General features: G+C 37.0%; 11 protein-coding genes. 9 read left to right on the top strand and 2 right to left on the bottom strand.

Going from position 1 to position 12,427, the window contains the following annotated elements:
* Positions 1 to 154 precede the first annotated feature (154 nt).
* Entirely contained in the window at positions 155 to 652 is a 498-nt protein-coding gene (locus ACJJVU_RS07680) for a hypothetical protein (protein WP_405223891.1), read from the top strand.
* A gap of 94 nt (positions 653 to 746) precedes the next feature.
* Here the strand turns inward: ACJJVU_RS07680 and ACJJVU_RS07675 are convergent, their stop codons facing one another.
* Positions 747 to 929, bottom strand: coding sequence for a hypothetical protein (locus ACJJVU_RS07675; protein WP_013751789.1), 183 nt, complete (start codon positions 927 to 929; stop codon positions 747 to 749).
* Between the two features lie 147 nt (positions 930 to 1,076).
* On the opposite strand from ACJJVU_RS07675, the gene fumC reads away from it, so the two are divergent.
* Complete coding sequence (fumC, locus tag ACJJVU_RS07670) at positions 1,077 to 2,462, top strand: class II fumarate hydratase (protein WP_405223889.1); 1,386 nt, start codon at positions 1,077 to 1,079, stop codon at positions 2,460 to 2,462.
* A gap of 98 nt (positions 2,463 to 2,560) precedes the next feature.
* Positions 2,561 to 3,898 (top strand): 7TM-DISM domain-containing protein, encoded by a 1,338-nt coding sequence (locus tag ACJJVU_RS07665; protein ID WP_405223887.1) that lies wholly within the window; start codon positions 2,561 to 2,563, stop codon positions 3,896 to 3,898.
* Positions 3,899 to 4,122: 224 nt separating this feature from the next.
* Here the strand turns inward: ACJJVU_RS07665 and ccsA are convergent, their stop codons facing one another.
* Entirely contained in the window at positions 4,123 to 7,425 is a 3,303-nt protein-coding gene (gene ccsA, locus ACJJVU_RS07660; protein ID WP_405223885.1) for a cytochrome c biogenesis protein CcsA, read from the bottom strand.
* Between the two features lie 116 nt (positions 7,426 to 7,541).
* On the opposite strand from ccsA, the gene ACJJVU_RS07655 reads away from it, so the two are divergent.
* From ACJJVU_RS07655 to corA, 6 genes are read left to right on the top strand one after another with little or no spacing between them, the layout of a single operon-like run.
* The gene (locus ACJJVU_RS07655; protein ID WP_405223883.1) at positions 7,542 to 8,309 is read left to right on the top strand and encodes a Rossmann-like and DUF2520 domain-containing protein; all 768 of its coding nucleotides are present in this window, start codon (positions 7,542 to 7,544) and stop codon (positions 8,307 to 8,309) included.
* Positions 8,293 to 8,820, top strand: a complete 528-nt coding sequence (locus ACJJVU_RS07650; RefSeq protein ID WP_405223881.1) for a KdsC family phosphatase — start codon at positions 8,293 to 8,295, stop codon at positions 8,818 to 8,820. The genes ACJJVU_RS07655 and ACJJVU_RS07650 overlap by 17 nt, the downstream gene beginning before the upstream one ends.
* A 10-nt stretch (positions 8,821 to 8,830) precedes the next feature.
* Entirely contained in the window at positions 8,831 to 9,751 is a 921-nt protein-coding gene (locus ACJJVU_RS07645) for a geranylgeranylglycerol-phosphate geranylgeranyltransferase (protein ID WP_405223879.1), read from the top strand.
* On the top strand, positions 9,744 to 10,331 hold the full coding sequence (locus ACJJVU_RS07640) for a Maf-like protein (RefSeq protein ID WP_405223877.1): 588 nt from the start codon (positions 9,744 to 9,746) through the stop codon (positions 10,329 to 10,331). Before ACJJVU_RS07645 ends, ACJJVU_RS07640 begins: the two co-directional genes overlap by 8 nt.
* Positions 10,332 to 10,364: 33 nt before the next feature.
* On the top strand, positions 10,365 to 11,321 hold the full coding sequence (locus tag ACJJVU_RS07635) for a septum formation inhibitor Maf (protein ID WP_405223875.1): 957 nt from the start codon (positions 10,365 to 10,367) through the stop codon (positions 11,319 to 11,321).
* On the top strand, positions 11,321 to 12,427 hold the full coding sequence (gene corA / locus ACJJVU_RS07630) for a magnesium/cobalt transporter CorA (protein WP_405223873.1): 1,107 nt from the start codon (positions 11,321 to 11,323) through the stop codon (positions 12,425 to 12,427). Before ACJJVU_RS07635 ends, corA begins: the two co-directional genes overlap by 1 nt.

Below are 12,427 nucleotides of genomic sequence, written 5' to 3'. Positions count from 1 at the left end.
TAAAGGATACGCTTTCGCGAAAAAATGAACCACAAAAAATTAACTAAAACACCTGAAAAATTTAACTAGAAAAGAAAATCACCAATTCATAATTAGAATAAATTTAGCCCATTTACCGAATGCTTGTAAATTATAAACTAACGTATAATGTATTATGAAAAAGTATTTGCTCTCTTCTTTAATCGCGGCTGTTCTTCTTACGTCTTGTGATAACAATCTTAGATTTAGCGCTAGTACAGACCATTTGCCTAGTGTAGATGAAGTAAGTCTTACAGCTGTAGGAATGCTAGAAAAAGAATCATTTGTATTTACTATATCTGAAGTTTCCTTCTTAAATGCGTTTCAAGCAAAAGCACGCACCTTGGGGTTACAGCTTATTCCTTCATCCTTAAAGGTGATAGATATGAAAGGCAATAAGTATTTACGAGTATTTAGTAATGACAATTATGTATCCACCTTTGCATTAGAGCTAGATGAGACTGGAGTTTACAGCACAGGAGCAACCATGTGCACCTCACAAACCACCTTTGGTGAAGCTTGCTTACCAGATGGAATGCAATGTATAAAGTTTGTAGATGAGTTTGGTGACACCTCTGAGGCAGACTGTATTAGATCTACAACCTTAAGGGATCAGCTGGCCTTTAGTAATTAAGGAAGTTTAAAATTCAGAATAAAGAATGCATAAAAAAACCTTCAACAGATCATGTTGAAGGTTTATATATTTTCGCGTAAGCGTAAAAAATATCTTAGCTATTTTCTTGCTCTCTTTTAAGCTTGCGCTCTTCTCTTTTCTCTTTCATAAATTCAATAAATGAACCTCCTACCCAGTAAGGGATTACAAATGTAAGAAGGAATATCATTAACCAAAATCCTATAGTAAGGATGGTTAAGAATGCGAGAAAACCTAAATATTGGTCAAAATCGAACATAGGATCGTGTCTTTTCTAGTTTGAAGCAAAGATAGTTGATATTATTTATTTTTCACAAGAGAAAAAACACATTTATTGACAGCTTATCAACGATGTGAAATGAAGCCAAATGTTTAAATTTGTGTACCAATTTTAACACATTCAATTATGGAATATAGAATCGAGAAAGATACGATGGGCGAGGTAAAAGTACCCGCAGATAAATTATGGGGAGCTCAAACAGAGCGCTCAAGAAACAATTTTAAAATAGGTGCTCCTGCATCTATGCCTATCGAGGTTGTACATGGTTTTGCGATTCTTAAAAAAGCAGCTGCTTACACTAACTGTGAGCTAGGTGTCCTTTCTACCGAAAAAAGAGATCTTATAGCACAAGCTTGTGATGAAATTCTTACTGGAATGCATGATGACCAGTTCCCACTAGTAATCTGGCAGACGGGTTCTGGAACTCAAAGTAACATGAATGTAAACGAGGTGATTGCAAATCGTGCTCACCAACTTGCAGGAAAAGTTATAGGTGAAGGAGAGAAAACACTCGCTCCTAACGATGATGTAAATAAATCACAATCTTCTAACGATACATTCCCTACAGGAATGCATATCGCAGGATATAAAAAAGTTGTTGAGACTACAATCCCAGGGGTACGTAAGTTAAGGGATACACTTAAAGCGAAAGCTGAAGCCTTTAAAGACGTTGTTAAAATAGGACGTACGCACTTAATGGATGCTACTCCACTTACACTAGGTCAAGAATTTTCTGGTTATGTATCACAACTTGATCACGGTCTTAAAGCGCTAGACAACACGCTTGATCACCTTTCTGAGCTTGCACTAGGTGGTACAGCAGTAGGTACTGGACTTAACACTCCTAAAGGATATGCTGAGCTTGTAGCTTCTTATATGGCTGATTTTTCAGGCCACCCTTTCCGCACTGCCGAGAATAAATTTGAAGCACTTGCTGCTCACGATGCTATTGTTGAAACGCATGGAGCGCTTAAGCAACTTGCAGTATCTCTCAATAAAATTGCAAATGATATAAGAATGCTAGCATCAGGACCACGTAGTAGCATTGGAGAAATTTCAATTCCTGCAAACGAGCCTGGATCATCTATAATGCCTGGTAAGGTAAATCCTACGCAATGTGAAGCCATAACAATGGTTTGTGCTCAAGTGATGGGTAATGATGTTGCAATAGGCGTAGGTGGCATGCAAGGACATTATGAACTTAATGTTTTTAAACCAATGATGGCTGCAAACTTATTACAGTCTGCACAACTTATAGGTGATGCTTGTGTATCATTTTCTGATCATTGCGCCTCAGGTATAGAGCCTAATAATGAGCGAATTAAAGAGCTACTAGATAACTCACTAATGCTCGTAACTGCCTTAAATACTAAGATAGGTTATTACAAAGCAGCAGAAATTGCAAACACTGCTCACAAAAACGGAACTACACTTAAAGTAGAAGCTATCAACCTAGGATATGTAACTGCAGAAGAATTTGACGAATGGGTACGTCCTGAAGATATGGTCTAATTTTTGTGCAATAATTATCGTTAAAATGCACTAATATGACGACAAAGTTGTAACTTAGTGCGTTTTAACGTATTATTGTTTATCAAATTTTAAATCTAATGAAGATATTAATGGTTCTTTTGGCTTTGCTATGCATCAGTGCGGGCACTCCATTTGAATCTATTAATTACCTCAGAGATACAAGTGGTACACTTACCATAGATGAAGTTAAGAACACTAGCTTTAATACAACTACCTCAGATAACCTAGGAACAGAAAATGGTATTTACTGGTTTAAGATAGATGGTATAACTGCAGATAGAGAGATTCTCGAACTAAAATCTTCTCATGTTAATAATCTAGCATTATACGATTCTAGTGGTAAAGAACTTAACATTATGAAGGATACACGTTTTCCTTCATATTTTTTAATCAAAAGAAATCTTGAATTCCCACTTTACCTTAAAGCAAATTTTCCAGTAGAAGCATACTTCCCTATTCACCACTCTGACGAATCTTCTTTTGCGAGTAGAGAAAAAAGAAGCTTACTAAGTATTGGTTTCTTTTACGGTACAGCAATAGCACTTATAGTAGCAATTTTAGTTTTTTATTTTATCGTAAGAAATACACAGTTTCTATTTTTTGCATTCTTGGTACTTGCTGTTCTTTTAAGTATTCTCACAAAAGATAATGTGCTATATCTCTTTGGAATAACAAATAACACTTCTATATCTCTTGAAATATTTGGACATTATTTAGTAGGTCTTTCCGCTACTGGATTTATGATGTTTTACTTACAAGTAAGACCGCATCAAATGTGGATTAAGTATGCTATGCTTGCATTGAGCACGCTGTCTACTATATTTCTAATTACTTATCTAATTAGCCATAACATAATTGGTTTTATAGGCGTAGATATTACGTGTATCGTAACGGTTATTTTAATGTGGGTATTGATGCTTATGATTGCAAAAGGAGCTCGTAAACTAATTCTTATAGGTGTTTATAGTATCAATATATTATTTCTAGCAGACTATTTTCTTCTTCACATTTTTAATCTATCCTTTATAAATTATACTCCTGCTCAGGTTGCTGTAGCAGCATCTTTTAATTTTACGCTTATTGCTATTTTATTGCTTGTCTCTTTTAAGAACATCCAAAGAAAGAGCGTCTTAATGAAGCATAAGTTAATGCTACACGTAAAAGAAATAAAAGAACTCAGTGCTTACAAGAACGTTCAAGATGCAGATGATAATTATATGGAATCTCTCATTTATCAATACAAGCTTGAAAATATGGAGGTGCGTATTTTAAATGATATTTCTAAAGGACTCAGCAACGAGATGATTGCCTTAAAGCACAGCCTGTCTGATGATAAGCTGCAACAATTAACCAGCAGTCTTTATTCAAAACTTGGACTTGATAACGGTACAGACCTAAAGGACTTATCGTTTTAATTGGACTTCAAAGAAACGCTAGTAGATATTTTTTATCTCTGCCCTTACCTATCTATACATTGTAAGTAACAGCTCGAGATCACTCGTAACATCATTACGCTCTTTAATAGCACCTCATAATATGAACTAGATATGTAAGAGTATCATAAGCGCACTGAAGCGTACAGCCACTAATTCAAGATAGAATTAATGGCTGTAAAATACATTTAATGCTCTGTAGTCTTCTACGCTTTACTTTTATTGACGTAGAACTTTCTATATTTTCTGTAAGAGAACAAACCTAAGACAGCTAGCACGCCAACAGTAATAAATATCTTTTGGGTTGCGATGTCGCCTCCACTTTGGTAAGCGTGAAGTCCAGATAAGTAATAATTTACTCCCCACCATGTAAAGAGAATACTTCCAAGTGCAATAATAGATGAGAAGTTAAAAATCCACCTTCCTCTTAATCCTGGTATAAGTCTCATGTGTATGACAAAGGCATATACAATGAGTGAGATAAGCGCCCAAGTTTCCTTAGGATCCCAACCCCAGTAACGTCCCCAACTTTCATTTGCCCACTGTCCTCCTAAGAAAGTACCTATAGCAAGTAAAACCATACCTACTGTAAGTGCAAGCTCATTAATAATGGTAATCTCTTTGATACTGAGATCCATTCTCTCTTTATTCTTCTCTGTGGTAAAAATCATTAAAAATAGAGAGACGATACCTAAAATAGCACCAAGTATAAACGGACCATAACTCGCTACAATTACCGCCGTATGAATCATAAGCCAGTAACTATTTAATACTGCCTGTAAATTAGCAATCTCTGGATTCATCCAGTTTAACGAAGCTGCCCACAAAATAAATGCTCCCACAAAAGCAGTACTGGCTATGGTAAGCATACTATCTTTTCCAAAGGCTAGACCAAAGAATACTGTTGCCCACCCTACATAAAGTACAGACTCATAAGCGTCACTCCACGGTGCGTGACCTGAAATATACCAACGCCATATAAGACCTCCTGTATGAACTATAAATAGCACTATGATAATTGCCGCTCCTAGTTTACCCATAAACGTAATAAACTTACTTGGGTTGAAAATAGCAGCAATCACAAAAATCATCATGAACACAGCTGCAAGCATGTACATCCAGTATAGCTTTGTAAATACATCGTGCTCATTATAGTATACCTCTGCCTCTATCTTTTCTTTAGAAGGCATAATATCATTACTATGCGTACGCTGGAATTTCTCTATACCAGCAAGCACTTTATCTGCATCAGAGTAGTCTCCTGACTGTCTTCCTTTTTGTAAGCTCAATAAGTAAGCAGGAAATATTTGATTTGCAATTACCGAGTCGGTTGCTCTGTATGCTGCATCTTTGACTTCTATAGGTGATATCCACTTATTATTTGGATCGTTTGGCTTTGGGAAAATCTTTAAAATCTCCTTTACTAGTGTTCTATCTAGTAACCCTAGACGCTGATCCATTTCTGTTAGTTCCTTAGCTATTTTGGTCTGGTTAATTTCAGAATATGCATCTGCGAGGAATGGACTCAACTTATACTTAAAATCTGGAGTAAAGAAGTCCATCTGTTTAAAGTACTTTCTGTCTGATGGTACTCCTACAATATTACGTAAGCTGTCGTTACCCTTTTTGAGATAGATAAGCTCTGTAAATGTCCATATCTGTGGATTCTCAATCATAGAAAGCATCACTTGATCTGCAGTAAGGCCTTCATAAGTATCACTTCTACTCAACTTACGAAGCAGCATACTAGAAAATGTATTTACCGGCATCATACGCCCTCCATCTTCTTGTATCACAAGTTTCCCAAACTTTTGGGCATGCTCTAGTGGTACTGCATTCTCAACAATAAGTTTCTTGATTTCCTCCTGGGTAGGCATCGTTTGCTGGTGCGTTACCTCACTGTGTCCGTCTAAGCCTAATATATCTTCAATATTCTCACCGCTGGTAGCAATCGTATCACGCACCTCGACATTTCCGTTTGAGACTTCTGGTGCTTTGTTAGATAAATCTTCTTGTGCGTATCCCGCTTTCGCGAAAGCGAAAAACAACAACACTGCAGCTAGTTTTGCTTTTTTGATCTTGATTTTACCTAATCGCTTTTTGAGTTCGCCAAAACGAGATCCCTTGTCAAATAAAATCAACATCATCCCTAGATACAACAAGAAGTACCCAATATATGTAACCCAAGTACCCCAGAAATCGTGACTTACAGAAAGAATAGTTCCACTCTCATCTGGTAAAAAGCTTGCTTGAAAAAAGCGGAAGCCTTTGTGATCTAGTACGTGATTCATATAAATATCATAATCAAAGTTCTCATCTCCATCTTCTACAGTCACTTTACTTTCAAAAGATGCATAGCTATTTTCTGTTCCAGGGTAACGCTCTGCAATAAAATCATTGAGTTTTATTGCAAATGGTAAAGGCATTGCCTCACTTCCATAAGAAAGGTAAGCCGTAAGGCCACCCACTTCAACCTTCTTCTTGTCATTACTGTAACCTTTCCCTCCTAACAATCCTACAGTTTTAGTCTCGCCATTTACAGTCACATCTACAAATAATGCATCTTCTTGGTTCTTCTCTGCTACTTCCTTTGCAACAATACCTGTGCGTCCACGTATTGCAGGTTCTGGAATCACTAAGAGTTTTCCTCCTAAGTTATATAATGCTCTTAATTTAAGTGGTTGCTCTACAGCTTCTGGGACTTCGCTTTTGGCTTGAGTTGCCATCACGGTTACATCGCCGGCAAATGGTGATGAAAACGTATAGTTTTCTCCATCAAAGCCTATATTTATTGCCCCATCTGTGGGCTTATTAAAAGCATACAACACATTGTGAATATTCACTAGCTCTCCTTCTACTAGAAAGTGCTCATGACGCTGATTATCTGTACCTGTTTCTACAATCTTAAGATGCCAAAGTCCGTTTTCATCTTCTACAAAACCATCTTCTGCACCATCAATAAACTTATTAAAATTGAAAGAAACATCTGTGTAATCACTGCCATCTGTAGCGCTATGATTAAAACGTTCTGTCCATGAGAAATCGTTATCAAGACGTGGAGACAGAGACAATTCCTTTTTTAATGGGCGACGCATAGGCTCTCCATCACGCTCACCATCTAGAAATACATCCAGATATGTTTTCTCACTTAAAAATGTATTTTCAGATTCACCTTCTTCTATAACCATTACTCCCTCGTAACTTATATATTTTGTGATACCAGCTCCTATTAAAATAATGATAAAAGAGGCGTGAAAAATAAGGGTGGTTATCTTCTCTTTACGTAATAATTTATAGCGGAAAACATTACCTATAAAGTTGATCACAAACATGATGTGGATTAGTGTAAACCACCATGCATCATAAATCCAATATCTGGAGTAAGGTGTAGGAGAAGTTTCTTGCCCTTGATCTAAAAAGGTACCTACTGCCATTGCGACAAAGTAAGCTATAAACAATATCCCCATCAGTCTTGTGGAGAATAAAATAGAGGCGATTTTCTTTTGCATAATATAGGCCAATTTTACCGAGGGCAAAGATAACCTACGAGGCTCGAAAAACCTTAGAGAGACGCTTCATAAAAAATGAAAGCTGAGCACATCTAAAAAAGCCTATTTTTGTACCTATGATTGAAGTAAATATCGTCGGTACTGGCAATGTGGCTTGGCATCTTGCAAAGGCATTGGGCTCTCAAAATCAAGCTATACTTATGCAGGTTGCAGGTCGCTCTCTTGAAAAGCTCGAAAACTTTAACAATATAGCTCGAGAAACCGTCACTATAGACCAACTCAAACCTGCCGATGTTACCATTATTGCTGTAAGCGATGATGCCATTGAAAGCATCTCTGAGCAGATTCCCTTTGATAACTCACTGGTGGTACATACTTCTGGATTTACTGCGATGAGTACGCTTTCGCGAAAGCATAATAAAGGAGTTTTTTATCCGCTGCAAAGTTTTTCTAAAGAAGACACATCGATAGACTTTACCGAGATTCCTATTCTCATAGAAGCAGCTGATCAAAAAGATGAAAAAACCTTAAAGACCTTAGCAGCGATTATATCAAACAATGTACAAGTAATAAACAGTGAACAGCGCAGGCAATTGCACCTTGCTGCAGTATTTGCAAATAATTTTACAAATCACTGTTACACCATTGCTCAAGAACTTTGTGACGTACACGGAGTTCCTTTTGACACCTTGTATCCTCTTATACAGAAAACTACCGAAAAAGCGTTACAACAAGGACCTAGAAATAGTCAGACAGGTCCTGCAAAACGTGATGATAAACAGGTCATAGACCAACAAATTAAATTGCTTACTGATCCTGATCATACAGCAGTTTATAAAAACATAACTAAAGCGATTACACATTTCTATGGAAAAGAGTTATAAAGAATACCTACACCAGATCACGACATTTATTTTTGACGTAGATGGAGTACTTACGGATGGATCATTGCACATTACATCAAATGGGCATATGCATCGCACTATGAATGTAAAAGATGGCTATGCTATGAAAGCTGCGCTAGAAGCAGGATACAACCTATGTATCATAAGCGGTGGGACTGACGAAGGCGTACGCTCTAGACTTCAAAAACTGGGCATAGAAGATATTGCACTAGGCGCACACCTTAAAATGGAACACCTACAAGCGTATATAGATAAGAAAAATATACGCCTAGAAAACATCCTCTACATGGGCGATGACATTCCTGATTTTCCGGTGATGAAAAAAGTAGGATTACCTTGTTGTCCTCAAGATGCCGTAAAAGAAATCAAAGAAATATCTAGCTATATTTCTCATAAAAAAGGCGGCCACGGCTGTGTGCGTGATGTAATTGAGCAAGTGCTTAAAGTGCAAAACAACTGGATGAAACAAATGGATGCTTCGGCACACTAAAAATAGACTTGTGGCATATTTAAAAATCATAAGACCTTTTAATCTATTTATGATTTTTATAACTCAGCTTATTTTAAAGTTGTCTTTGAGTTATTTGAGAGATGTTGGCACTCAGCTATCTTTTTTAGAGTTTGCTACACTATCTCTCGCTACACTTTGTATAGCGGCTGCGGGATATATTCATAATGATATTGTTGATCTTAAAGCAGATCGTATCAACAAGCCTAATGAGGTTTATGTAGTTGATAACATATCGCTACGTAATTCCTACACTTACTTTATCTCACTATGGAGCATAGGAATTACTTTAGGGATTTACAGTGCGTTTATTTTAGAACATTGGGAGTATTCATTGCTGTTTATAGGAGTGAGCGTAGCGCTCTATGCTTATAACTCATACTTGCAAAGAATCCCTATACTGGGAAACGTTGTAACTAGTGGGCTCGTTGCTTTTTCGCTCGTCATTATATGGTTATTTGAAGCCAAAGCTCTTGAGCTTTCTGGAGTAGAACACATGCTCACAAAGGAAGGTCATACCCTATTTACTTTTGTTGTGGTACTTGCTTTTATGATTAACGTACTGCGAGAACTTGTAAAAGATGTACAAGACATAAATGGGGATTATGCTATGGAGTATCGCACCTTACCTATAATAATTGGCAGTAAACGCACGATGCTTTTGTGCACTCTCATTGCACTAGGGTTGTTGTTTAATAGTGCATTATTCACCTTTATATTTGCAGATGGGTCGCTACCTATCACTATCGTACTATTTATCTTTACAATAATCCCACTAGGATATATTGCCTCCCAATGCTGGAACGCAGAAAAAACATTAGATTATAAATTAATCGCTAGACTACTTAAAGGTTTAATGCTTTTAGGCATTCTCCTTTTTCCACTTATACTAATTATAGAACGCTATGCTTAAAGAAAAACTCAAAAATCACAACCTCATACTTGCCTCAGGATCTCCTAGGCGTCAAGATTTTTTTAAAGAATTAGGACTCGATTTTACTATAGATATTAAACCTGTAGATGAGATATTTCCAGAAGAGCTTGAAGGACCAGAAATTACAGATCACCTTGCTAGACTCAAAGCTTCTGCGTTTTCAAATCTTAAAGCGCAAGATATTCTTGTCACTAGTGATACGATTGTTTGGTTTAACGGAGTTGCTTTAAATAAACCTGAAGACCGCGATGAAGCCTATGCCATGATATCTGCACTTTCAGGCAGCACACACGAGGTCATTACATCTGTCGCTTTTACTACTGCTACTGGCCAAACAGTCATTAATGACATAACAAAAGTGACTTTTAAAGACCTGACCGAAGAAGAAATAGACTATTATATAGACAACTTCCAGCCGTATGATAAGGCAGGTGGTTACGGTATTCAAGAATGGTTTGGCTACATTGCAGTGACCAGCATAGAGGGATCTTACTTCAATGTCATGGGAATGCCGCTTCATAAAGTTTATGAAACGTTAATGCTGCTCGCAGACTCATAGTATTTCTGTAATTTTAATATTAAAATTTATATCATGTCTATATCCACAAAACAACATCAAGCATATCGAAGTACATTCTTAATAGGTAGCGCTTTAGTCGTTATTGCTATGATTTCTGGATGTAAGAACAATGATAAAAATGATACCGCTTTCGCGAAAGCGGACACCGCAACAAGCATTAATACGCTACCAATAGCACAGCGTTCCATCTCACAGGAGTGGAAAGACTACTGGTATGCTGGAACTGCCGAAATCACCAGCTACGAGTTACAGCAAGCTCGTTATGGCGAGTTAAGGGAAGGAACAGCAGCACTTATTTTTGTAACTGAAGATTTTTTGCCAGAAAAGCAAGTAAAAGCAGATAACCAAGACAACAATAATATCCCTATTATCAAGTTAAATGCTACTAAAAATTTTGTGACGGGCATTTATCCGTATTCCATTATGAGTAGTACATTTTTACCAGTAAATGAGGAGTTGCACGCTATTAAGGTCTCACAAAGTATGCAAGAATGGTGTGGTAATACGTACACACAACTCAATAACAGAGATCAATTTGAGGTGCAGATTCACTCTTATTTTGAAAGCAGAGCAGATGAGGAATATACCTTAGACAAAGCAGTATTAGAAAATGAATTGTGGGCATTATTGCGCATCGATCCTACCTTATTACCTACGGGGAATTTTACAAGTATTCCAGACGTTTCGTATGCTGCGATGACGCATACTCCTATAAAAGCTTATAATGTTACGGGAAGCTTAACAGCAACTTCATACACACTTAATTATCCATCATTAGACAGAACACTTACAATAAACTTTTCTAGTGATTTCCCACACCAGATTGAAGGTTGGGAAGAGACCTATCCAGACGGTCGTGGCGGAGAGAAAATGACCACAACGGCTACAAAGATGAAAACAATCAGAAGTGCCTACTGGGGTAAAAAAACTAAAGAAGACGAATCACTACGCACAGAACTTGGCTTATAATGATTAGAAAAAAAATTAAAAGTAAAGTAAACGCTTTAGTGAGAAATAATATTACTAGGGAGACCGTGAAAGAGAAACTCTCTCACGCTCCTGGTCATGTGATCTACACAGGTAATAAAGCGCAAAAGGCTGTAAGTATTGACGTCTTTGATTACAACGACGATTATCTGGATGAGGAAACGCTTGCCCGACTGGAAGAATATCACAAAGATACCGACGAGAAAACAGTTACTTGGATTAATATAAATGGTTTAAGCGACACTGTCGCTCTTACACAAATTGCAGAGCGTTATAAATTGCACCCATTAGTAATGGAAGACGTTGCAAACACTAGCCAGCGACCTAAACTAGATGAGTATAGCGACCACTTATTTATCGTTTTTAAAATGCTTTACTATGATGCCGAAAATCAACTGAATGTTGAGCACATAAGTTTAATATTAGGTAAAACATATCTCATCTGTTTACAAGAATATGATGGTGATGTTTTTGACGGTGTGCGAGAACGTATCAGACATGCAAAAGGTAGAGTGCGCTCTAATGGAGCAGACTACCTTACCTATGCAATCATGGATGCCGTGATTGACCATTACTTTATTATTATCGAGCAGTTGAGTAATAAAATAGAAGAGCTTGAAGATAAAATTTATACAGACAACTCTCAAAATTACTCTCAAGAAATTCAAACTCTCAAAAAAGAGGTGATACAAGTAAGACGATCTATATTCCCACTTAGAGAGGTAGTAAACAAGCTCGAAAAAGTAGAAAATCACCTTGTTCTAAAGAAAACACAGGTATTTGTAAGAGACTTATATGATCACACAATCCAAGTAATTGAGACTGTAGAGGTATATCGAGATACGATTGCTGGGTTAATGGATATGAACTCGACAAACATTGCAAACCGTATGAATGAAGTGATGAAGGTGCTTACCATCATCGCTACCATTTTTATACCTATGACCTTTCTTGCAGGAATTTATGGGATGAATTTTGAGCATATACCAGAACTAGCTATCAAGGATGGTTATTATTATTTCTGGGGAGCCATGATTGTTATTTTTGTTGCTTCGCTTATTTATTTTAAGCGTAAAAAATGGTTGTAA

This window comes from Dokdonia sp. Asnod1-B02 (assembly GCF_045063955.1).
Taxonomy (GTDB): Bacteria; Bacteroidota; Bacteroidia; order Flavobacteriales; family Flavobacteriaceae; genus Dokdonia.
Note: the sequence above shows the minus strand (reverse complement) of the source record. Positions and strands in the feature narration are given on the sequence as shown.

Coding starts and splice junctions, on each gene's coding strand:
- ACJJVU_RS07680 (WP_405223891.1), top strand. CDS start 155: ATGAAAAAGTATTTGCTCTCTTCTTTAATCGCGGCTGTTCTTCTTACG.
- ACJJVU_RS07675 (WP_013751789.1), bottom strand. CDS start 929: ATGTTCGATTTTGACCAATATTTAGGTTTTCTCGCATTCTTAACCATC.
- fumC (WP_405223889.1), top strand. CDS start 1,077: ATGGAATATAGAATCGAGAAAGATACGATGGGCGAGGTAAAAGTACCC.
- ACJJVU_RS07665 (WP_405223887.1), top strand. CDS start 2,561: ATGAAGATATTAATGGTTCTTTTGGCTTTGCTATGCATCAGTGCGGGC.
- ccsA (WP_405223885.1), bottom strand. CDS start 7,425: ATGCAAAAGAAAATCGCCTCTATTTTATTCTCCACAAGACTGATGGGG.
- ACJJVU_RS07655 (WP_405223883.1), top strand. CDS start 7,542: ATGATTGAAGTAAATATCGTCGGTACTGGCAATGTGGCTTGGCATCTT.
- ACJJVU_RS07650 (WP_405223881.1), top strand. CDS start 8,293: ATGGAAAAGAGTTATAAAGAATACCTACACCAGATCACGACATTTATT.
- ACJJVU_RS07640 (WP_405223877.1), top strand. CDS start 9,744: ATGCTTAAAGAAAAACTCAAAAATCACAACCTCATACTTGCCTCAGGA.
- ACJJVU_RS07635 (WP_405223875.1), top strand. CDS start 10,365: ATGTCTATATCCACAAAACAACATCAAGCATATCGAAGTACATTCTTA.
- corA (WP_405223873.1), top strand. CDS start 11,321: ATGATTAGAAAAAAAATTAAAAGTAAAGTAAACGCTTTAGTGAGAAAT.